Annotated in this window: 21 protein-coding genes, 1 tRNA gene and 1 pseudogene; 15 read left to right on the top strand and 8 right to left on the bottom strand. The window is 70.2% G+C overall.

Going from position 1 to position 21441, the window contains the following annotated elements:
- Positions 1-608 precede the first annotated feature (608 nt).
- The 13 genes and pseudogenes from ACZ52C_RS09835 (at position 609) to ACZ52C_RS09775 (ending at position 10029) form a co-directional block, all read left to right on the top strand.
- The gene (locus ACZ52C_RS09835) at positions 609-1460 is read left to right on the top strand and encodes a helix-turn-helix domain-containing protein (protein WP_469074232.1); all 852 of its coding nucleotides are present in this window, start codon (positions 609-611) and stop codon (positions 1458-1460) included.
- Between the two features lie 93 nt (positions 1461-1553).
- Positions 1554-1944 (top strand): annotated as a pseudogene (locus ACZ52C_RS09830) (ATP-binding protein).
- A gap of 175 nt (positions 1945-2119) precedes the next feature.
- On the top strand, positions 2120-2971 hold the full coding sequence (locus ACZ52C_RS09825; RefSeq protein ID WP_469074231.1) for a sigma factor-like helix-turn-helix DNA-binding protein: 852 nt from the start codon (positions 2120-2122) through the stop codon (positions 2969-2971).
- Positions 2968-3789, top strand: a complete 822-nt coding sequence (locus ACZ52C_RS09820; protein WP_469074230.1) for an integrase — start codon at positions 2968-2970, stop codon at positions 3787-3789. The genes ACZ52C_RS09825 and ACZ52C_RS09820 overlap by 4 nt, the downstream gene beginning before the upstream one ends.
- 183 nt (positions 3790-3972) lie before the next feature.
- A complete protein-coding gene (locus tag ACZ52C_RS09815; protein WP_469074229.1) occupies positions 3973-4320 on the top strand; it encodes an SCO3933 family regulatory protein in 348 nt (115 codons plus the stop codon).
- A 5-nt stretch (positions 4321-4325) separates the two neighbouring features.
- The gene (locus ACZ52C_RS09810; RefSeq protein WP_469074228.1) at positions 4326-5696 is read left to right on the top strand and encodes an FtsK/SpoIIIE domain-containing protein; all 1371 of its coding nucleotides are present in this window, start codon (positions 4326-4328) and stop codon (positions 5694-5696) included.
- 87 nt (positions 5697-5783) lie between these two features.
- Positions 5784-6509, top strand: coding sequence for a DUF2637 domain-containing protein (locus ACZ52C_RS09805; RefSeq protein WP_469074227.1), 726 nt, complete (start codon positions 5784-5786; stop codon positions 6507-6509).
- Between the two features lie 15 nt (positions 6510-6524).
- A complete protein-coding gene (locus ACZ52C_RS09800) occupies positions 6525-6704 on the top strand; it encodes a mobile element transfer protein (RefSeq protein ID WP_037695326.1) in 180 nt (59 codons plus the stop codon).
- Between the two features lie 15 nt (positions 6705-6719).
- Positions 6720-6875: a hypothetical protein gene (locus ACZ52C_RS09795; RefSeq protein WP_005476066.1), complete on the top strand. Its 156-nt coding sequence runs from the start codon at positions 6720-6722 to the stop codon at positions 6873-6875.
- A 19-nt stretch (positions 6876-6894) separates the two neighbouring features.
- Positions 6895-7200 carry a SpdD-like protein gene (locus ACZ52C_RS09790; RefSeq protein WP_469074226.1) on the top strand — a complete coding sequence of 102 codons (306 nt, stop codon included), beginning with the start codon at positions 6895-6897 and terminating at the stop codon, positions 7198-7200.
- Positions 7201-7307: 107 nt separating this feature from the next.
- On the top strand, positions 7308-8654 hold the full coding sequence (locus ACZ52C_RS09785; RefSeq protein ID WP_469074225.1) for a replication initiator: 1347 nt from the start codon (positions 7308-7310) through the stop codon (positions 8652-8654).
- Positions 8651-8863: an excisionase family DNA-binding protein gene (locus ACZ52C_RS09780; RefSeq protein ID WP_033530334.1), complete on the top strand. Its 213-nt coding sequence runs from the start codon at positions 8651-8653 to the stop codon at positions 8861-8863. The genes ACZ52C_RS09785 and ACZ52C_RS09780 overlap by 4 nt, the downstream gene beginning before the upstream one ends.
- Positions 8863-10029, top strand: coding sequence for a tyrosine-type recombinase/integrase (locus tag ACZ52C_RS09775; RefSeq protein ID WP_469074224.1), 1167 nt, complete (start codon positions 8863-8865; stop codon positions 10027-10029). Before ACZ52C_RS09780 ends, ACZ52C_RS09775 begins: the two co-directional genes overlap by 1 nt.
- Before the next feature lie 90 nt (positions 10030-10119).
- On the opposite strand, the gene ACZ52C_RS09770 is transcribed toward ACZ52C_RS09775, so the two are convergent.
- A tRNA-Gly gene (locus tag ACZ52C_RS09770) sits at positions 10120-10193 on the bottom strand.
- Between the two features lie 648 nt (positions 10194-10841).
- On the opposite strand from ACZ52C_RS09770, the gene dcd reads away from it, so the two are divergent.
- A complete protein-coding gene (gene dcd / locus ACZ52C_RS09765; RefSeq protein ID WP_033530332.1) occupies positions 10842-11417 on the top strand; it encodes a dCTP deaminase in 576 nt (191 codons plus the stop codon).
- Positions 11414-11938, top strand: coding sequence for a phosphoribosyltransferase (locus ACZ52C_RS09760; RefSeq protein WP_469074223.1), 525 nt, complete (start codon positions 11414-11416; stop codon positions 11936-11938). The genes dcd and ACZ52C_RS09760 overlap by 4 nt, the downstream gene beginning before the upstream one ends.
- 143 nt (positions 11939-12081) lie before the next feature.
- On the opposite strand, the gene ACZ52C_RS09755 is transcribed toward ACZ52C_RS09760, so the two are convergent.
- The 7 genes from ACZ52C_RS09755 to ACZ52C_RS09725 all read right to left on the bottom strand — a co-directional run bounded on the left by ACZ52C_RS09755 (position 12082) and on the right by ACZ52C_RS09725 (position 21307).
- Positions 12082-13176, bottom strand: coding sequence for a hypothetical protein (locus tag ACZ52C_RS09755; protein WP_469074779.1), 1095 nt, complete (start codon positions 13174-13176; stop codon positions 12082-12084).
- A 306-nt stretch (positions 13177-13482) separates the two neighbouring features.
- Positions 13483-14523: a Yip1 family protein gene (locus ACZ52C_RS09750; protein WP_469074222.1), complete on the bottom strand. Its 1041-nt coding sequence runs from the start codon at positions 14521-14523 to the stop codon at positions 13483-13485.
- Between the two features lie 125 nt (positions 14524-14648).
- Positions 14649-16151, bottom strand: coding sequence for an integrin-like protein (locus ACZ52C_RS09745; protein WP_469074221.1), 1503 nt, complete (start codon positions 16149-16151; stop codon positions 14649-14651).
- Between the two features lie 108 nt (positions 16152-16259).
- A complete protein-coding gene (locus ACZ52C_RS09740) occupies positions 16260-16655 on the bottom strand; it encodes a nuclear transport factor 2 family protein (RefSeq protein WP_469074220.1) in 396 nt (131 codons plus the stop codon).
- Between the two features lie 162 nt (positions 16656-16817).
- A complete protein-coding gene (locus tag ACZ52C_RS09735) occupies positions 16818-18224 on the bottom strand; it encodes an FG-GAP and VCBS repeat-containing protein (protein ID WP_469074219.1) in 1407 nt (468 codons plus the stop codon).
- A gap of 63 nt (positions 18225-18287) precedes the next feature.
- Positions 18288-19742, bottom strand: coding sequence for an FG-GAP-like repeat-containing protein (locus ACZ52C_RS09730; protein ID WP_469074218.1), 1455 nt, complete (start codon positions 19740-19742; stop codon positions 18288-18290).
- 89 nt (positions 19743-19831) lie between these two features.
- Positions 19832-21307: a VCBS repeat-containing protein gene (locus ACZ52C_RS09725; RefSeq protein WP_469074217.1), complete on the bottom strand. Its 1476-nt coding sequence runs from the start codon at positions 21305-21307 to the stop codon at positions 19832-19834.
- Positions 21308-21441 lie beyond the last annotated feature (134 nt).

The raw sequence follows: 21441 nt of genomic DNA, 5'->3' as shown, positions 1-21441 counted from the left end.
TGCGCGGTGGGGCTGTCGGTTGGGTGCTTTGGGTGCTGCTAGCTGGGGTGATGCTGGGTGTTGGTGTGGTGTGCTGACCTGCTGGTTTGCCCGGTGAGGACCTCCTAACGACCTCCTAAGGGGGAAGCCTGCTGATTGGGAGCTGGGGCGATCCAATGAAGCCTTTTGAATGGCCTCAACAAGCTTCAGGACGATTGCCAAGGTCGGCGGAACGGCTTTGGGCTGGAGCTGCTTTGGGGCGAGTGATCATGGCCCCGTAAGCTTCCGGCGAGTCGGGCAGTCTGTGGACCTGCCCGTTAAAGCACGACGTTGGGGCCATGATCTTCGAGGCTCGCCCCAAAGTGGCTGCCTAAAGCCGTGGAGCCGACCGCCCCAGCCACAGAGGGTCTCTTCCCCCTTCATGCCCGCAGCCGCCGAGCGCGCCGCCGGGCGCGGCCAGCCGGGGCGAAGACAGGAGGCAGGCCGCGCCGCAGAGGCGGCGCGCGCCCGCGCCGTGCGCGGGCCTTGAACCAGTAGAGAAAGTTTGAATCACACGCCACTGAAGCCCTGTTGATCTTGGTACCGCTCCTGCGCTGGATGCCGAGCCTCTGTGGTGTAGAACCCTTGGTATGGGGATTGAGCGGCGGGAGCGGATGAATGCGCTTGGGGCGCGTCTTCGTGCTCTGCGGGCGGATGTCGGTCTGACGGGTGTCGTTCTGGCGCAGCGAGCCGGAGTTGGGCAGCCCACCGTGTCCAAGGTTGAGACCGGGCGGATGGTCCCCAGCTCCGATGTTCTCGACAGGCTCTCTCGGGCCCTCGGGCTCGATGAGGCGACCTCGGGTGAGGTGCGGGAGCTCCTGGCCGCTGTGGAAGCGGCGGTTGACGCGGCTCCGGAGCGCGAAGCGAGTGCGCTCCCCGGTCTCGCACTGGACGATGCGATCCGCGCGGCCCGGCTCGTGAGGTCGTTTCAGTGTGTGGTTCTGCCGGCCATGCTTCAGAGTGCCGAGTACGCCCGTCACGTCTTCGCGAGTGCTCCCGATGCCGAATCTGAGGCCGTTGGCCGGGCTGTCGCCGCTCGGGTGGAGCGGCAGAGCGTCTTGTACGAGCCCGGACGTGAGTCCGTGTTCGTCGTCACCGAGGGAGTGTTGAGGACCTGGCCCGGCACCCCTTCGCTCATGCTCGCCCAGCTTGACCGCCTGCTCGCTGTCGAGAGCCTGACCACCGTGCGGCTCGGAGTGATCCCGTGGGATCGGCCGGTGCCGGTCATGCCTCGGCATGGCTTCACCCTGTGCGACCGGAGTGCGGTCGTGGTGGAGGCGTTCCGGGATGAGCGGGTCTCGCACGACCGGGATGAAGTCGCCTCGTACGAGGAAGTGTTCGATTCCTTCGAGGGTGCCGCTGTCTTCGGCGGTGAGGTGCGGGAACTGCTGCTGCGGGTGATGAAGGAGTTTCGCGACCTGACGGACACCGTCACTCCATAGAGGAATAATTCCTCCAGATGCCTTGGTTGGTGATGGACTCGGGGAATACTCTGCCCTCTGTGCTGTCTAGCCCTCTAGACAAGGAGTCTTCCCATGTTCACCAAGTGGTGCCGCGCCTTCCCTGGGCTGCCTGATCAGGTAGCCGAAGCCCGTCACTTCGTCGCCGCCCTTCTCCAAGAGCGGGGTGTTGCCGATGACGCGGTCCTGGTCGTGAGTGAACTCGCGACCAATGCCGTCCGGCACACGCTCAGCGGCTCGGTCGGCGGCTGGTTCCTCGTGGTCGTCGCCTTCCGGGCGGACTGCGTGCGGCTCGAAGTCGTCGACCAGGGCGGCAAATCTGTCCCCCAGATGCGCGATGCGGCCAGTCAGGACGTCGGCGGTCGCGGCTTGGTCCTCGTCTCGGCCTGCGCCCAAGGACTGGGGTGTGAAGGATGTGCCGAGCGGGCGCACCGTATGGGCCGACCTGGTCCGGGATGGCGTGTGATGGCAGTCGGCGCGGCTCTCGCTGTCCGCTGCTGCGCCGGTGGTGGCGGGTGAGTCCTCGGGGTGTGCCTCGGCGTAGATCCGGCTTCTACGTGATCGGCGTTCGCTCGGGCCGTCTGCTTCCACCTTTTCTGTCTAGGGGCCTAGACTTCGGGGGAGGTCTAGGAGGTGAAGGCATGTCGGACGAGTTGCAGCGGATCATGTCGATTGATGATCCGTACCTGCTCCTGCGTGAGGTCACGACCCGGTTGGCAGACGCTCAGCAGGAAGTGACAGAGCTGGCGCGGCTTCGCCGGCGCGTGGTTCAGGACCTCCATGCGCAAGGGCTCTCGTACGCGCAGATCGCCGAGAAAGCTGGTCTGAGCCGCGGGCGTATCCACCAGATCCGCCACACCGGTCCAGCGCCCGAAGGCGCCTTCTTCGGTACGGGCGTCGTCACGGTGGTCACTCCGCTTCGAGCGGACGACGTGAAGAAGCGCACGGTCGTCGCCATGGACGACATGAACTCGGGCAAGCGTCTCGAAGACCTGGCGAAGTCGTACAGCCTCGATGTCGCCTCCGGCAACGTGCTCGTGAGCGGCGAAGTCAATCTCAACCGCAACGGCCTGGTCGTCGTCTGCGGGCCGGGCATGTCCGAGGACATGCGCGACCTGTACGCCCAGGACCCGGTTCTGAGCTGGCAGCACGCGGAAGGCGAGCCTTGGACGCTGCTCGACCGGCGCACCGGCACCGTCCACCGGTCAGGGATGGACGCTGACCCGTCCCGTCCGCACGACGTGGGATACCTCGGCCGGCTGTCCCGCCCGGACGGCAAGGGATCTGTGCTCGCCATCGCCGGTATCCACACCCAAGGCTCGCTCGGGGTGGTCCAGTTGCTCGCCTCGGACCTCAATGCCCTGTGGGGGCAGGTGGGAGAGCGCCGCTTCTCCACACTGGTGGGTGTCGAGTACGACCCTGAGACCAGCGAGCCTCAGTCCGTCGAACTGCTCTGCCCGCTCTACCTGCACGACGAAGAAGCCGAAGCGTGAGAGTCGCCCTCGGCTCTCTGCCCGCCGCGCCCGGTCTGGACAACGAGGACTTCGCGGCTGCCGCACCTGGTGCCGCCGTTCTCCTCGACGGTGCCGGGGTGGCAGGGGCGGAGACGGGGTGTGTGCACGGGGTCGCCTGGTTTTCCGGGACCCTTGGGGCGCTCCTGCTGCGTGAGATCACCGCGCACCCTGACCGAACTCTCGCTGACTGCCTGGCCGACTCGATCGGGGAGGTTCGCTCCCTGCACGGCGACCGCTGTGACCTGACGTATCGCGCCAGCCCGACCAGTACGGTCGTCGCGGCCCGGCTCGGTGATGCAGAGCTGGACTACCTCGTCCTGGGTGACTCGTCGCTGCTCCTCGCCGAACGCGACGGGGCAACAGCGGTGGTGACGGATGGGCGATTGGATGAGGTCGGCAGGCGACTCCGGGGCCCGGTCGACGAGTTGCCCACCGGGTCGCCGGAACACGCTGCTGCGCTCGCCGAGTACCGGGATGCCCTGACAGGGCTGCGTAACCGGCCGGGCGGCTTCTGGATCGCCGGCCCCGATCCGCGTGCCGCCGAGCACGCCTTGACCGGGTCCGTGCCCCTGGACTCCCTCGCATCGGCAACGCTGCTGAGTGACGGCGCCACCCGACTCGTCGATCGCTTTGAACTCGCCGACTGGGACAAGCTGTTGAGCGTGCTCAACTCCTCCGGCCCGGATGAACTGATCCGCCTGGTGCGGGAAGCGGAGAGCGGAGATCCTGACGGTCGTCGATGGCCGCGCGGCAAGGCCCAGGACGACGCAACGGCCTTGCACTGGGTGCTGCCGTAGGGCTGTTCAGGTCTGGCCGTAGCTCTGCTCGTATACCCCCCTAGACAGTTGATGGGCCGTCGGTCTACTGTTGGCGTCAACCCCCCTAGACAGTTCAGGCGGGGCCTACTCCCTGCTGTCTAGGGGGGTATCCAGTCCGGATCGGCGCTGAGATCGGCGCCGCCAACCTGTGAGGTTCGAAGAATGCGTGTCATCCCCGTGGACACTTCCGCCGCGACGCTGCTCGTCACCAAGCTGCCCGAGGTCAAGGTGAAGGACCGTCAGACCGGTGAGGTCGCTGTGGACCCGGTGACCAACGCTCGGCTGATGGTGATCGAGCTGGTGTTCATCGCGGCGGGCGGTTCCGACATGGTCAAGGTGACCGTGCCTGAGCCGGGCATCGGTGAGGGCCTGGTGATGGGCGCCCCCGTCGTTCTGTCCGGCCTGGTGGCCCGGCCCTGGGAGAGCGAGTTCGGTGGCCGTACCCGCCACGGCATCGCCTACCGGGCGGACGCCGTCATGGTCAACGCTCCGGCTCCGGTCCAGGGCTGATCACCATGACCGATGCCGTGTGGACTCTGGTCCTGGTGCTGCTGACGGTGGCCGCGCTGCTCGTCATGCGTCGGCGGACGCCCGTCCTGTTCTGGTGGCTCGTCGCGTACCCGGTCGTCGCCCTGCGCGTGCTCACCACCTACAGGGCGACCATGGACGCTTGCGGTCTGACGGTTCCGGCTTCGGCCGTCCGTCGGGCCACGGCCCGGATGATCGGGCGGGAAGCGGCCCCGGTGCCGCCCTGGCGGTCGCTGCCACGCCCGACCGGGTCCGGTCTGGTGATGCGGCTGCGCATGGCGGCCGGGCAGGCACCCGAGGACTTCGCCGCCTCGGCCGACCGGCTACGGCACGCCTGGGGCGCCCACGCCGTTCACATCCGCCCCACCAAGCCGGGACGGCTCGAACTGCGCCTGATCGGCTGGGACGTGCTCTCCGACGTACGCCCCGCCCGACGCTGGCGGGGGAGTGGGCCGCTCACTCTCCCGCTGGCGCTGCGGGAAGACGGTCACTGGCACGTACGGGACTTCCGCACCGTGCCGCACGAACTGATCCTCGGCGCTACGCAGTCGGGCAAGTCCGTGTACCTGCGCAACCTGCTGTGCGGGCTCGCCCGGCAACCCGTCGCCCTGGTCGGCATCGACTGCAAGTGGGGTGTCGAACTGGCGCCGTTCGCGCCCCGACTGTCGGCCCTCGCCGACACCTCGGACCGTGCGAACGACGTCCTTGACGCCCTGCTGGAGGAGATGGAGGCGCGGTTTCGGCTCATCGGGCTGTCGAGCGTGGCCGGTCCGGACGCCGTGCTCACCTCGGATGTGTGGGGGCTGCCGGACGAGGTGCGGCCGGTGCCGGTCGTGGTCGTCGTCGACGAGGTCGCGGAACTCTTCCTCGCCGCGAGCCGCGACGACGAGAAGCGACGCGATGCCATGGTCACCAAGCTCATCCGACTCGCTCAGCTCGGCCGCGCGGCCGGCATCTATCTGGAGGTCTGCGGACAGCGCTTCGGCTCCGAACTCGGCAAGGGCGCCACTATGCTCCGCGCGCAGCTCACCGGCCGTGTCTGCCACCGCGTCAACGACGAGACCTCGGCGAACATGGCGCTCGCCGACATCGCCCCCGAAGCGGCCCTCGCCGCCACGTCCATCCCGGCCGAACGGCCCGGCGTCGCGGTCGTCGGCGACTCCTCCGGCGGCTGGTGCCGCGTCCGCTCGTCCCACCTCACTCTCGACGAAGCGGCGGCCATCTGCCGCGACACCTCGGCCCTGGTCCCGGACCTGCCCCGGCTCGCCTCCTTCCGCCCTGCCCTCGCCGCGACGCCGGTTGAGTCGGCCCCGGCCGCAGCACCTGCCGCGCCCATCACACGCCCGGTCACCGAGTAGCCACTCCTTCCTCCCACGGTCGGCGTGACCACCTCACGCCAAGGTCCCTACCCCTCCCATGCCGGAAACCGGAAGGAAGACGAGCCGATGCGCGCCCAACTCGCCCGCCTGGACGCCGTGATCATCCAAGCCGTCATCGCGGGCGCCCTGTCCTTCTCCCACCTCCACGACCTCGCCGAAGCGGCCGGACAGGGCGGCTGGAAGGCATGGGCCTACCCGATCAGCGTTGACCTCCTGCTGGTCGCCGCCTGGCGCCGGATGCGCGAAGAACAGCGGGCCGGACAGCCGTCCGGGGGCCCGCGGCTGTGGTTCCTCGTCGCCCTGGCCGCCTCCCTCGGCGCCAACGTCGCCACCGCCGGACTCCTCGACCTCGACCACGTACCCGCCTGGCTCCGCGTCGTGGTCGCGGGCTGGCCGGCCGTCGCCTTCTTCGGCGGCACGCTCCTCGCCCACGCACACCGTCACCCCCAGGAAGCACCAGCGTCCCCGGCTCCGTCGACGACCGATCAACACGACGAAGCGCACTTCGCCCCCGCCGTCGACATGCACGACCGGGCCGCGCTCCCGACCCCGCCCGCTGACCCCGACCCCGCCCCTGAGCTGATCGTCGACGAACCGGTGACCGATCCGGTCCCCGTTCCGGCTCCGGCGCCCGTCCCTGCCGTTGCGCTCCCTCCCGCGCTCGTCGACCGCGTCCGGGCCCTGGCCGACGAGCACCACTCGGCCACCGGCCACCCGGCCGACCCCGACGCCGTACGCGCCCGACTCGGCCTGCCCCCGTCCATGACCGCGTCCGTCGCCGCTCATCTCTGAGAGAGGAGCACCACCATGCATCGCCGCTTCCGCAACGTCCGCCGTATCGGCCCCGTGAACGTCGCCTCGTTCGTCGAACGCGGCAAGCACCGCCACCTGGCCGCCTGCACCGCGCCCCGCTGTGACTTCTCCGCCGAGTACGACTCCCGCGCCGCCGCCGAACTCGCCGCCCGCACCCACCGCTGCCCGGCCTGACAGGAGACCACCCCCGTGGACGTACCGCTCTGGCTCGCCCTGCTCTGCGTCGGGGTCCTCGGCGTCAAGCTCATCCGCCCGCCCTGGTGGCTCATCACCGTGCTGCTCCTTGGCGGCTACCTCATCGCCGACAGCCTCTTGGCCCCCGTCATCAACTCCCTCGTCAAGTAACAGAGAAGGAGACCCGCTCATGTTCCGGCCGAAGATCCCGACCATGCCTCAGCCGACCGGCCTGGTCACCCCGCCCGCAGTCGTCGAGCCGACCGCCGTCACCCCGGTCGCCCCGACTCCGCAACCGGCCCCCGCCACCCTCGCGCCGTCCCGTCCGGCCGTCCAGCTCACCCCTGGCACCGCGCTCGCCCTCGTCGGCGGCGGCACCGCCGTGGTCCTCGTCGTCGGCGCCGTCCTCGTCTCCATGCTCCTTGCCGTCGCCGTCACGGCCACCTCGACCGCCGTCTGCGCCGTCGTCATCCGCTCCCTCCTCACCCGCCGCTGACCCAACGGCTCCACGCGTGCCTACGCCTGCCCACACTGTCTAGCCCCCTGGACGGTGTGGGCGGTGGGCGCCTACGACCCCGAACCCCTGGCAGGAGGAACCCGCACATGCACCCCCCGGCTCCCCTCGGAGCCATCCGCCACCTGACCTCCCTCGCCCGACACGGCGACCTCGGCGCCTACGCACGGCAGATCCAGCGCCTCGGCGGTTGCGAACGACCCGTACGGATGGAGGGCCACCGGCTCGACGTCCACGCCGCGACCGGTGAGATCGTTCGGGAGATCACCGACACGGACCTTCCGGCCGGACAGCTCCTCATCCGCTGCAACAACCGCCGGGCCACCCGCTGCGCGGCCTGCGCCGCGATCTACCGCAAAGACACCTTCCACCTCGTCACCGCCGGACTCAGCGGCGGCAAAGGCATCGGCCCGGCCGTCGCTGAACACCCCCGCGTCTTCGCCACCTTCACCGCCCCCTCCTTCGGCCCCGTCCACAACCGTCCCGGCGGCGGCCGATGCCGCTGCGGCCGACTCCACCCCGATGACGACCCCGCCCTCGGCACACCGTTGGACCCCGACCGCTACGACTACCGCGCCGCCGTCCTCTGGAACGCCCACGCGGGAGCCCTGTGGGCCCGCTTCACCACCTACCTCCGCCAGCAACTCGCCTCCCGCGCTGGCCTCACCCGCTCGGAGCTCCGCGACTCCCTCAAGGTCTCGTACGCCAAGGTCGCCGAGTACCAGCGGCGCGGCGCCGTCCACTTCCACGCGGTCATCCGCCTCGACGGCCCCGAGGGGGCCGAAGACACCCCACCTACCTGGGCCACGACCGAACTCCTCACCGACGCCATCGGTACGGCGGCCAGCCTCGCCGAGACCCCCGGCCCGGTCCTCGACGGACACGCCCACACCTTCCGCTTCGGCGTGCAGCTCGACATCCGCCCTATCCGCTCAGCCGATTTCGCGGGCACCTCAGACCTGACCAGCCGCGCCGTGGCGGGCTACATCGCCAAGTACGCCACCAAGGGCGCCGAGACGGCTACAGGCACCCTCGACCGCCCCATCCGCAACCCCATCACCGACCTCATCGGTGCCGAAGTCACCGACCACGCCCGACAGATGATCCTCACCTGCTGGCACCTCGGCGCCCGCCCGGAACTCGAAGACCTGCGCCTACGCAAGTGGGCCCACATGCTCGGCTTCCGCGGCCACTTCTCCACCAAATCCCGCGCCTACTCCGTCACCCTCGGCGCCCTCCGCCAGGAACGCGCCGACCACAACGAAGCCCTCACCCGCGCCCGCGCCGCCGAAGCAGGCCACCCGCTACCCGACCCGGACACCGTCCTTGTCCTCTCGCACTGGCGCTTCGCCGGAACCGGCCTGACGGCCGCAGAGACCTGGTTCGCCACCTCACGTCAACCCTCGTCCGAAGCGGAAGGAAGGCCGACCGCATGAACGACCGCTACCTGTCCGTCGACCAGGTCGCCGAGCTGCTGGGCACCACTGCCCGCTTCCCTCGGCGACTCATCGAGGAGCGGCGCATTCGCTACGTGAAGGTCGGCCGTCATGTCCGCATCCCCGAGAGCGCCCTTCACGAGTACCTGGACTCTCGGACCGTCGAGCCGATCCGGCTCCGCCGTACCGGACTTCGGAGGGCTGCCTGATGGCCAACAAGAAGGGCAGACGTCGCCGCTTCGGAGCCGTGCGGCAGTACCGGTCCGGAAAGTGGACGGCGTCGTACCTGGCTCCCGACAACGAGCGTGTGCGCGCACCCGAGACCTTCGAGACGAAGAAGGACGCTGAGATCTGGCTCTCTCAGGTTGAGGCGGATCTCAGCCGGGGCGACTGGCGCGCTCCCGATGCGGGCGCCGTGAACTTCCGTGAGTACGCCGAGAAGTGGGTCGAGGAGCGGGAGTTGGCCGTACGGACGGTGGACCTGTACCAACACCTCCTTCGGCTCTACATCCTCCCGGCCTTCGGCGCGCTCGACCTGGACGAGATCACTGCACCTCGCGTCCGTGAATGGCGGGCGGAGCGGCTGCGGGCGACGAGTGCCAAGACAACCGTTGCCAAGGCATACCGACTGCTCAAAGGCATCATGGAAACGGCCGTCGATGACGACCTCATCAGTCGCAACCCGTGCCGGATCAAGGGTGCGGGCAAGGAGTCCGCTGCTGAACGCCGGATCGCCACCGTCGTCCAGGTCGACGCGCTCGCCGAAGCGATCGGTATCCGCTGGCGCCTCATGGTCTACCTCGGGGCGTACGGGCCGATGCGTCCCGAGGAACTGGCGGGCCTTCGGCGCCGAGACGTCGACCTCGACAATCTGGTGATCCGCGTCCGTGTCGCCGAGCCCGAGCGGACCAACGGCAAGCGCGCTCCCGGAGCCACCAAGTCCGATGCGGGCGCCCGTCTCGTCGTCCTGCCGGCCTTCCTGGAGAAGGACGTCAAGCGCCACCTCGCCTGGTACGCGGAGAAGGGCCCCGATGGGCTTGTCTTCGTCGGGGAGAAGGGCGCGGCCTTCCGCCGTACGTCCTTCGGTCGGAAGTGGCGTCGTGCCCGTGCCGCTGCGGGGCTGCCGGACGGCTTCCGCTTCTACGACCTTCGCCACACCGGGCACACGCTCTCCACGCGCTCCGGCGCCACGCTCAAAGACACCATGGTTCGGGCGGGCCAGTCCTCCGAGAAGGCCGCGCTGATCTACCAGCACTCCGACGACGAGCGTCAGCGCGACTTGGCGGCCGGCCTTGACGAGATGGTCCGCGCCGAGCGTGCGAAGAACCACACGGGCGACTCCGCGCACCACAAGGGGGAGGCCACCGGTACCTAGCCGAGTCCTTATGGTGCGGTTGTGGTGCGCCACCCGCCCACCGGTCTAGACAACAAAGAACCCCCGGGTCACTGACCTGGGGGTTTCGCATGGAGCGGGTGACGAGAATCGAACTCGCGCTCTCAGCTTGGGAAGCTGATGTTCTACCATTAAACTACACCCGCGTAAGACGCCGGTTGGTGCCGGTGTCGGAACGCATCGTCACTTTACCTCATGTCGGGCCCCGCGCGCTGAAGCCGTGGGGCCCGCATGTGTTCCCGGGGTCGGGACGGGGCTGCGGGGCGCGGGAGTTGGGGCGTACGGTGGAGGCGCTGAAGAGGGTCTGCGTGGGGCTCCGGAGGAACGGAGTGCCGCCTGGAGGGGCGTCCCGTTCATCCCGTAATGTGGCGCTTCGTCGTCAGGTCGACGTAGGTCGACAGCCAGACGCGGCTCTTGGGGAAGGGACTCTTGGACTTGATGGAGCGCACCGTCGTCCGTTGTGCCGATGGGCACGTGTTCAGCACCGCTTCGTTCCCGATGCAGCAGGCCGAGCGCCTCGGCCCCGGTCGGCTCATGCGCTGCCCACGCTGCGCGCGCCTGCGCAGTGTCGTGCCGGTGGCGTTGGAGAAGCGGTAGCCGGTCCGTCGGTAGGCGGGCAGGTAAGCACGGTAAGCAGGTAGGCAAGTAAGCAGTCGGGAAGTAGTAGCTCGGCGGCAGATCGGTACGCAAGCAGCTGACACGCGGGTGTGAAGGTCAGCGACAAACGGCATCTCTTCGGCGCGCGGGTCCGTCCTGGTTGTGGGCGGTCCGCGCGTCTTGCGTATCCTCGGGGCGTGCTTCTCTCAGACAAGGACATCCGGGCCGAGATCGACGCCGGTCGGGTGCGGATCGATCCGTACGACGAAACCATGGTGCAGCCGTCGAGCATCGACGTGCGTCTCGACCGCTTCTTCCGGGTGTTCGAGAACCACCGGTACCCGCACATCGATCCGTCCGTCGAGCAGTCGGACCTCACGCGGCTCGTCGAACCCGAGGGGGACGAGCCCTTCATCCTCCACCCCGGCGAGTTCGTGCTCGCCAGCACCTACGAGGTCATCTCGCTCCCCGACGATCTGGCCTCGCGGCTGGAGGGGAAGAGCTCCCTCGGCCGGCTCGGGCTCGTCACCCACTCCACCGCCGGGTTCATCGACCCCGGCTTCTCCGGGCACGTCACCCTCGAACTGTCCAACCTCGCCACGCTCCCCATCAAGCTCTGGCCGGGCATGAAGATCGGGCAGCTGTGCATGTTCCGGCTCAGCTCGCCGGCCGAGTTCCCGTACGGCAGCGAGCGCTACGGCTCCCGCTACCAGGGGCAGCGCGGCCCGACCGCCTCCCGCTCCTTCCTCAACTTCCACCGGACGCAGGTGTGAGCATTCCGAGCACGCCGCCGGTCCGGGAGAACCTCACCTACGAGGCGTTCGGCACCGCCGTACGCGAACTCGCGCAGACCATCGCCGACGACGGGTACGAGCCCGACATCGTGCTCAGCATCGCCCGCGGCGGGGTCTTCGTCGCCGGCGGCCTCGCGTACGCGCTCGACTGCAAGAACATCCACCTCGTGAACGTCGAGTTCTACACGGGCGTCAACACGACCCTCGACATGCCCGTCATGCTCGCCCCCGTCCCGAACGCGATCGACTTCTCCGACAAGAAGGTGCTGATCACGGACGATGTCGCGGACACGGGCAAGACGCTCAAGCTCGTCCACGACTTCTGCCTCGACACCGTCGCCGAGGTCCGGTCCGCCGTGATCTATGAGAAGTCCCACTCCCTCGTGAAGTGCGATTACGTGTGGAAGCGGACCGACGAGTGGATCAACTTTCCGTGGAGTGTTCTGCCTCCGGTGCACCGGTCGGGGCAGACGGCCAAGGTCAACAGGGAAGCGCTCTGAGGACGTAGGCGGCAGGCCGGGCCCGCGCCCCTCGACCGGACGTCGAGGGGCTCAGACGTCAGACGGACGTCGAGGGGCTCAGGACCGTGACCGGTGATCGAGCGGCTTCGTGACCGCGACCCTGGCCGGTCGTCGCCGGCGGCTCACGACCGTGAAGCCGTGCCGCAGCTTTCCTCGTCCGACTGGCGCAGGCGTTCGTCCATCGACGTGCTGCGGTCGTACGGGTCGAGTGCCGGGCCGTCGTCCGAGGGGGAGGTCTCTCGGTCCGAGTCGAACTCGGGGGTGAAGTAGCCGGTGACGTTGTCGCAGCCGCCGTTGGTGGTGTCCACCTTGTACGAGACCAGGGAGAACGTGCCCGGCTCGATGATGATCTTCGCCGGGTCGTCCCAGCTCATCACGACCTCGCGGCGCACGATGGTGCGAGCCACCTCGTCGCTGCCCGCCTCGGCGCGGACGACCGGGTAGACGTACGTGACGTCGGTGGTCACCTCGACCGCGCCTCGCTTGCCCTCGCGGTACGTGATCCGGCCCCGTGTCTTGACCACGTCTCCGACCAGCCGGACCTTCTTCTCGAAGCGGCTGAACAGCAACAGGGGATCGTCCTCGCGGCTGGGCGAGCGGAACGCGGTCGCCAGGTAGTCCTGGACGTCCTGCTGATGAGGGTTGAGCAGCGCGATCGCCTTCTTCGGGCGTTCCCCGCGCAGCACACCGGGATCCAGGCTCGACGCGGCGAGGAAGTCCCGGCTGTCCTCGAGCGCCTGTGCGACCTGCTTCTTGTTCATCCAGCCGGTCGCCCGTGCCTCGGGGAGTCCGAGCCCGGCCGTCCCGTCGCCCCACCGTGCCGCGGGCGACCCCCGGAACGGCTGCTTCAGGGTCGGCTTCAGGGCTGCCGCCTCCGTCGGCGGCGGCTGGTCCGGACGCTCCGACTCCACGGCCAGCGGCGTGCTCTCGCCGCCCTCACCGGCGAACCAGCCGACCACCCGACCCGGCGCCAGTGCCACGACCAGCAGGGCGACCGCGACGAGCAAGCCGACCACGTACCAGCCCTTGCCTCTGCGGCGCCGGGGCGGTTGGTGACTCCGCCACGGCTCCGGCTCGGCGGGGGCGTCCCGCAGCCGTCCCGCCACCATGCGGGCCCGCGCCGACGGCTCCTCGGGCGCGTCCTTGCTCCCCGCTTCCGCTTCGCGGAGGAACCGCTCCCACTCCTCGTCCGATATGGACTCCCCGCCCTTGCCCACGCCGGCCCCCGCCCTTCTCGCGTAACCGGCCCCACCCCGGGGCCGGTCATTTTCGAGCATCATCACACAACCGAATTGCGGCCCGAGCGAAGGCCGGACGGAGGGCAGGCCGGAGGGGGAGGGCAGGCCGGAGGGAGGGCGGCCCCGGACGGAGGGCGGCCCGGACGGCGGGCAGGCTGTGCGGCGGGCATTGCCTCTCGGCTGTCAGGGCTCCCCGCCGGGCAGCAGGAAGGGGCTCCCGGTCTGTCGCCGGGAGCCCCTCACCTCATACACATACCCGCCGCGTACTCGCCGCGGCCGCCGTGCCTAGAACGTGCCCAGTTTGATCAGCGACAGGATCGCCACCAGTTGGATCGCGGAGGCGCCCAGCGCCTTCGGCCAGGGGAGGTCGTGGGACCTGGCGACCATCATGGTCAGCAGGGCGCCCGCGGCGACCCAGGTGATCCAGCCGAGGATCTGGACGAAGGAGGCGTCGCCGCCCGCGAACATCGCCACGACCAGACGGGGCGCGTCCGTGAGGGCCATGATCAGCATGGAGAGGCCGACCGTGGGCTGCCAGGCCCCGTCGCCGCCGAGCTGGCGGGCCAGGGTGTGGGTGACCACGCCCAGGACGAAGATGCTCACCACCATCGTCACGCCGGTCACGAGCACGATCGGCACGGCGGCCGAGAGCGTCGCGTTGATCGCGTCCTCGCGGGCGTTGTCGAAGCCGAAGACGGCCAGCAGGCCGTAGAGGAACGTCACGACGAGGGCGGGGCCCCACACCGCGTAGTCGCGCATCACCAGGAACGTCCGGTTCGGGCTGGTGACGATGCCCTTGAGGAGTTCCTTCCAGGGCAGCCGCGGGCCGAGCGGCGCCGCCGGGGCGCTGCCCGCGCGGTAGGTGTCGCCCTGCTGGTACGGGTCCTCGCCGACGGCGAACATCTGGGTGTGCCCCGGGTTGTTGGCCGCGTACGGGTCCACACCCTGGGGGTGCCCGCCGTCGTCGCCGAAGTACTCCGGCTCACCGTGGTTGCCGGGCCCTCCATGACCCCCGTGGCCCCTGGGGCCTCCGTGGGTCCCGTAACCGCCGGGGGCACCGCCGTGCGTCTGGGGCCACCCGCCCTGACCGCCGCGCCCGCCGCCGTACGGCGGTCCCGGGGGCGTCTGGGGGTAGCCGTACGACGGGCCGCCGGCCTGCGGGGCCTGCTGTCCGTACGGAGGGTTGTGCGGTCGCGCTTGAGGAGCGCCGTTGTCCCGGCCGCGTCCGATCCTGAATCCAGCCACGTCATCGAACGTACCTGTTCCCGGACGGCCGTGTGCCGGGCCGGGGCCGACCGGCCCGGCTTTGCGGCCGAGCTGTGACATCCCCTAAGGGATCGTCAGGGATGGGTGAGGGGTCGGCCGGTCACGGCCGCCGCGCAGGTCGGCGGCCGTGTCACGGCCGTACCGGCCGGCTGCATCGGCGCACGCCGGCGTACGTCGGCGCACTTTCAACGGCTGCTGCTCAGGTACCTCCCGTACGACAGGGCCGACGACGCGGACGGCAGGCCGAGGTTCTTCGGGGTGAGGGCGTAGGAACCGGTGACCGAGGTCCTCGGGAAGACCCAGACGCCGCCGGACTTCGCGTTCTCGCCCGGGGCGCCGACGGCCGTGTCCGGGGTGCCGTCCTTGTCGTAGTCGCCGGTGGCGACGGCCGCGCCGAAGGCGTCGTCCGTCTCCGCCACACCGGGGACACCGGGGCGGTCCTGGTGGTACGGCACGGAGGTCGCCTCGCCGAACTGGTCGACGATGCCGCCCGCGTGACTCAGCAGCAGGGTGGCCGCGCCGGCCGCCGCGCGGGTGCCGATGGCCTCGCCGGGGGCGCCCGCGACGAGGTCGTCGCGGCCGTCGCGGTTCCAGTCCAGTACGGCGAGGGAGGCGCCGAAGCGGTCGCCGTCCTCGGCGACGCCGTACACGCCCACCGTGTCCTGGTTGAGGGTCTGGGTGCGCAGGCCGAAGGACTTCTCGTCGCCGTAGAGGAGGTGGATGCCGCCGCCCTCGGCGTACGACTCCGGGCCGCACGGGTCGTCGATGTTCTCGTCGGCGATCTCACGGCACTCGCCGAGGGCCAGGTCGTCCAGTCCGTCGCCGTCGAAGTCGCCGACGGCGAGCGCGGAGGCGGCGCCGTTGTCGGAGTTCCAGGTGTTGGCCATACGGCGCTCGGCCTCGTCCCACGACCACAGCCGCACATGGGACTGGGTGAAGGGGGCGTCGATCGTGTGGTACGCGAGGGCGAGGTCGTCCGTGCCGTCGGCGGTGAAGTCGCCGGTGGCCAGGAGCGGGGCGCGGCCGCCCATCGGGGTGGCGAGGACGGTGGTGATGACCAGGTCCTCGCCGTTGTCGACGGCGGCCCGCATGACGACCTTGTCCCGGCCGCCGACCACGATGTCCCGGCCGCCGTCGCCGGTCAGGTCCGCCGCCGCGACCGACCAGCCGTACGCCGCGTTCCCCGACGGGCCGGTGAGGGCGGTGGAGGCCGGGCCCGTGCCGGTCCGCGCGCCGCCGGCGACGGTGACCGTGCCCGCGTCCGCGCCCCGGCCGGTGACGTCCTCGCCGGGGGCGCCGACGATCAGCTCGGCGAGGCCGTCGCCGCTCAGGTCGGCCAGCAGCACGGAGGCGCCGAAGCGGTCGCCCGCCTCCGGGGTGCCCGGGACCTCGGCGGTGGACTGGCTGACCCGGATGCCGCCGTGCCTGCCGAGGCCCTTCGCGCCGCCCCAGAGGAGGTGGACGTAGCCCGCCTTGGCCTTGCCGTTCACGGTCCCGTCGGGCACGCCGACGGCGAGGTCCGCGTAGCCGTCGGCGTTGAAGTCGCTGGTCACGGAGGCGGAGGGGGCGCCGGGCGCGGTGCGCGGGGCGGCGGTCGCGGCCGGCGCGAGGGTGAGGGCGAGGGCCGCCGTGGTGGCGGTGGCGGTGGCCACGGTGGCGGCGGCCAGGGCGTACGTCCGTCTGTGCACGGGGGGCTCCAGGTGGGTGGCCGGATGTCGAGGGTGTGGCTGGTTCACTGGCTCGTTCACCTGTGTGACACCTGGAGGCCGTGCGGGGTTGTAGTGCGGGGGCCGGGGCTAGGACCAGAACTCCGCTTCCTTGTCCATGTCCTCCTGGCATTCGTCGATGTCCGTGAACTTGTCCCCGACGATCCGGAAGACCAGGCAGCCGTTCTGTTCGATCTGCTTGCCGCCGCGCTCGGCGGTGTAGCGGTGCACGGAGACGGCGTGGCCCCGGCCGTCCACGCAGACGTGGCTGAGCGTGACGTCGAACGTCCCGCCGGTCTCCTCGAAGAGGCGCCGGTACAGGCCGATGATCGAGTCCTGTCCCTTGTAGTCGCCCGACAGCAGGTGGCTGCCGGGGACGTGGTGCGTACAGTCCGAGGCCATCAGGCCGCGGAGGGTGTCCATGTCGCCCCGGGTGAAGGCGTCGTAGCCCTTGCGGACGAGCGCTGCGTTCGGGTGTTCGGCCATGGTTATCGCCGGCTTTCCGCAGTTCGTTGAGTTTCGGCCCTCGGGTGGGGCCATTCCGCTATGTCCCTATAAGGGAATTATCTTCGCAAGCCTGGGCCCGCGCATCACCCGGGGGCGATCATGGTGTCACTGTCTCTGTCACGGTCACCGTCACCGTCACCGTCACTGGAGCATGCCGCGGACCGTGTCGCCCTCGACCGCCGTCGTGCCGGTCGTGGTCACGCCCTTCGTGGAGCCGCGCAGGACCAGGGAGCCGTTCTCGCCCACCACGTACAGGTCGGCCCGGCCGTCGCGGTCGGTGTCGCGGAGGCGGATCGTGTGGCCGAAGTACTCGCCTGCGGACAGGTCGCCGGGCACGCCCGCCGTGTCGCGGGCGAACCACTGGGAGTTCTTGGTGGTCAGGCCCGACGAGCCGCCGTAGAGGACGTGGACGCCGCCCGCCTGCTCGCGGCTGCCGATGGTCTCGCCCGGGGCGGCGATCGCCAGGTCGCGGTAGCCGTCGCCGTTCACGTCACCGGAGGTGATCGCGTCGCCGAAGGCGTCGTACGACTCCGGGGTGCCCGTGATGCCGGACGTGGCCTGGGTGAAGCGGGCGGACTTCGACGGGCCGGTGGAGGTGCCGTACCAGAGCGTCACGCGGCCCTTGGTGCGGTCGTAGACCGGGGTGCCGATGGCGATGTCGCCGTCGCCGTCCTTGTCGAAGTCGGCGATGACGCCGTCGCCGCCGCGCTCGGCCTGTCCGCCGTTCGCCTTGACGGACTCGATGCGCAGGGTCTTGCCGGGGTACAGCTTGGTCTTGCCGCCGGAGACGAACCAGGCGTCGGAGGCGAGGGTGGTGTCGGTGACGACGTCGCCGATGACGACGAGGTCGCTCTTGCCGTCCGTGTTCACCTTGCCGGCGATCAGGGCGGTGGCGTAGAAGGGCGAGTCGCTCTTGTCCAGGACCGTCACCGTGCCCTTCACACCGGACTTGGTGATCGCGCCCCGGTAGACGTACGCCTTGCCGGCGCGGACGAGGGCCAGGTCCGGGTGGCCGTTGCCGTCGAAGTCGCCGGTGGCGAGGTCGACGGCCTCGCCGGAGGTGCCCTTCGGGCCCTTGAACGGGACGGTGGTGCCGCCGGAGAGGCCCTTCGCGCTGCCCCAGAGGATCGTCACCGTGCCGTTGTCCTTGGCGCTGCCGACGTCCTCGCCGTTGGCGGAGACCGCGAGGTCGCCGTAGCCGTCCCGGTTGAAGTCGGCGGCGGTACGGAACTCGCCGAAGAAGTCGTCCGACTCGTCGGCGCCGGGGACGCCGGCGCTCGCCTGGTCGATGAACTGGGTCTTCGTGCCGGGGCCGCCGGCCGCCGTGCCGAAGGTGACCAGGACGCCGCCGCCGTCGCTGTAGCGGGTCTCGGTGCCGTACGAGAAGGCCGCGTAGTCGCGGTGGCCGTCCCCGTTGAAGTCGTCGGCGTACTTGGCGGGGGCGGCGGTGGCCGGGGCGGCTGTGGCCAGGCTCAGCAGGCCGCCGGTGAGGGTGGCCGCCGTCGCGGTGGCCAGGGCGGTGCGGAGGAGTCTGGTGCTGCGGGGCATGGGCCCTCCTGGGTCATGGGCCCGCAACGGGGATCGCCCCCGCAGCGGCCCGACGTCGCGTGGTCAGCGGTTGAATGCGATGCCGAGGCCGGAGCCCCGGGGGATGCCGTAGTCCTTGGGGCCGAAGACGTCGGCGCCCTTCACGGTCAGGCCGGATCCCGTGCCGTGCAGCTGCCAGACGGCACCGCTGCCTTCGTTCCGGTAGGGGTCCTCGTACGGTGCCGAGACGGCCAGGTCGGCCTTGCGGTCACGGTTGAAGTCGACGAGGCGGAGCTGGGAGCCGAAGACGTCGTTGTGCTCCGCCGTGCCAGGGATCCCGGGGGTGTTCTGGGAAAAGCGCTTGGCCCCCGCGGTGGTCAGGCCGTTCGATCCGCCGCGCAGCAGGAGGACGTCCCCGCCCCGCTCGGCGCGGGGCAGTGACTCGTAGGGCACGCCGATCGCCAACTCGGCGCGGCCGTCGCCCGTGACGTCGCCGATCGACAGGGAGGCACCGAAGAGGTCCTCGGCCTCATTGCCGCCGGGGATTCCGGAGGTGCTCTGGTGGTAGACGTGACGCTGGCGGTCCAGGCCGCCCACGGCGCTCGGGCTGCCGTAGTGCACCATCACATAACCGGCCTTGGCGCTGGGGTCCTTCAGTCCGTTGCCGACACGAAAGAGGAAGCGGCCGATGGCCAGGTCGTCGCGGCCGTCGCCGTCGAGGTCGCCGGTGGCCACCGACTCCCCGCCGATGAGTGTCCTGCGGTTGTAGAAGTCCTCGACGGTCGGTGTGCTCGCGTTCCCCGCGGCGTAGACCAGTGTCGCCGCCGGTCCGGTCACGGCCAGCTCGTCCTTGCCGCCGCCCGTGAAGTCCCCGGCGGCAAGCTGGGCGATACCGATGCCGTCATGGCCTTGGACCACGGCGGGAACGGGAGCGGGCGTGGCGGTACGGCTGATGCCGCCCTCGTACAGCCAGACGCTCGACAGGTCCGCGACCGCGATGTCGGGCGCCGCGTCACCGACGAAGTCGCCCACCGCGACGTCGTTCCCCAGGAAGTCGTCACGACCCGATAGGGGCGAGGCAGCGAGCGCCGTACCGCGGCGGAAGGGCCTGGCGCCGCCCCACAGAACCGTGACCATGCCCCGCGCGGTCTGGCCCCCCACGCTCTCCGAGTCACTGCTGACGACGAGGTCGGCGTACCCGTCACCGTCCAGGTCCCCGCTCGACAGGGCCGAGCCGAAGCGGTCCTGCGACTCGGCGGCCCCGGGGACACCGGTCGAGTTCTGGGTGACGTGGATCTTCCTGGAGGTCAGCCCCTTGGCTGAACCGAATGTCACCAGGACCGAGCCGGCAAGCCGCTTCCCGCCCACGGTCTGCTCCGGCATGCCGATCGCCAGGTCGCGATACCCGTCACCGTCGAAGTCGTCGGCGTACTTGGCGGGGGCTGCCGTCGCGGAGGCCATCGGGAGGGTCGTCAGGAGGGCGGTGGCGAGGGCTGCGGTGAGAGTGTTCGTCAAGAGGGTGGTGCGGCTGCTGCGCACGGGGAGGGCTCCAGGGGGGAGGAGGGAGGGCCCGCATCCGGGGTGGATGCGGGCCCGTACGCTGGTTGCGCCTGTGACGGTCGCCCGCGTCAGTTGGCCGCGTTCGCGCCGAAGACCGGCTGGCCCGAGGTGGAGACGCCGACCGCGGACGGGGCGATGGAGCGCGAGCCCGTCGTGCTGATCTTCGTGCCGTCGGACGGCAGGTAGACCAGGGAGCCGTTGTAGTCGTTCTCGCCGTACGCGCCGACCGTCAGGTCCGCCTTGCCGTCGCCGGTGACGTCGGTGAGCTTCACGTCGCTGCCGAGGTGGTCCTCCGTCTCGTCCGTACCGGGCACGCCGGCGGTGGACTGGGCGAAGTACTGGTAGCCGGAGGTCGTGTTCAGGCCGGCGTCCGTGCCGTACAGGATGGTCAGGGCACCCGTGTCGACGACACCGCCGAGGTTCTCGCCGGGGGCGCCCACCACCAGGTCGGTCTTGCCGTCGCCGTTGATGTCGCCGAGGGACAGCTCGCTGCCGAACCAGTCGCCGCGCTCGGAGGAGCCGGGCACGTTGCCGCTGTTCTGTGTCACCGCGACCGTGGTGCCCGGGCCGCCGGCGGTGCCGTAGACGACGTGGACCTTGCCGCCGGTGGACGACTCGGGCACGGAGGGCTCGCTGCCGTCCTTCGACGGGTCCCAGTCCTGGCCGGTGACGATGTCGCCGTAGCCGTCGCCGTCGATGTCGCCGATGCCGGTGATGATGCCGCGCTTCAGCTCCTGCGCGCCCGAGGCGCTCAGGCCGGAGGCGCCGCCGGGCACGTACCAGTTGGTGTTGTAGTGGTAGTCGCCGTCGGTCTCGAAGCCGTTGACGACCAGGTCGGTCCGCTTGTCACCGTTGACGTCGCCCGCGCTCATCACCAGCGTGCCGGTGCCCTTGCCGGAGAGGATGTCGGTGGTGAAGCTGTAGCGGCCGGCGGCCGTGCCGGACTTGCTGATGCCGCCCTTGAAGACGTACACCCGGTTCGACGAGGAGCCGACCGCGAGGTCCTCCTTGCCGTCGCCGTCGAAGTCGCCGGAGGCCAGCGCGGTGCCCCAGTAGTCGTGCGAGGAGACCGCCGGGTCCTTGACGGTGGTGGCGCCGGACAGGCCGTTCGCCGAGCCCCAGACGATGAGGACCGTGCCGCCGTCGGTGTCGCCGTCGACGTCCTCGCCCTGCGCGGAGACCGCGAGGTCGTCGTAGCCGTCGTCGTTGTAGTCGCCGTACGCGCTGACCCAGCCGAAGCCGTCGCCCTTCTCCGCGCTGCCGGGGACGCCGGTGGTGTTCTGGCTGATCGTGGCGCGCTTCGTCGAGGTCACGCCGCTCGCCGAGCCGTAGAGGGCGACGATCTGGCCGGCGCCGGCCGCGCCGCCGACGGTGGCGTTTCCGGCCGAGTACGCGACGTCGCCGTAGCCGTCGTTGTTGAAGTCCGCCACGGGCTGGTGGACGGAGTCGGCCGCCGTCGCCGTCGCGGCCGAGAACGTGAGCAGACCGCCCGTCAGCGCGGCCGCGGAGGCCGTCGCGAGGGCGAGTCGCAGATGCTTGTGCATGCGGGAATCTCCTGCTGCATGCGGACGCCTGGCAGACGTCCGCAGTCAATGGGGTGCCCTTTCTGTCCGCGTTCCCCTGAGTTGTCCAGGGGTTCACGTGAAAGTGGCGAACAGGAGACCGGTGGAGTGACGAG

It is taken from the genome of Streptomyces sp. NPDC034049 (assembly GCF_055575575.1).
This window is presented reverse-complemented; position numbering and strand designations above follow the sequence as displayed.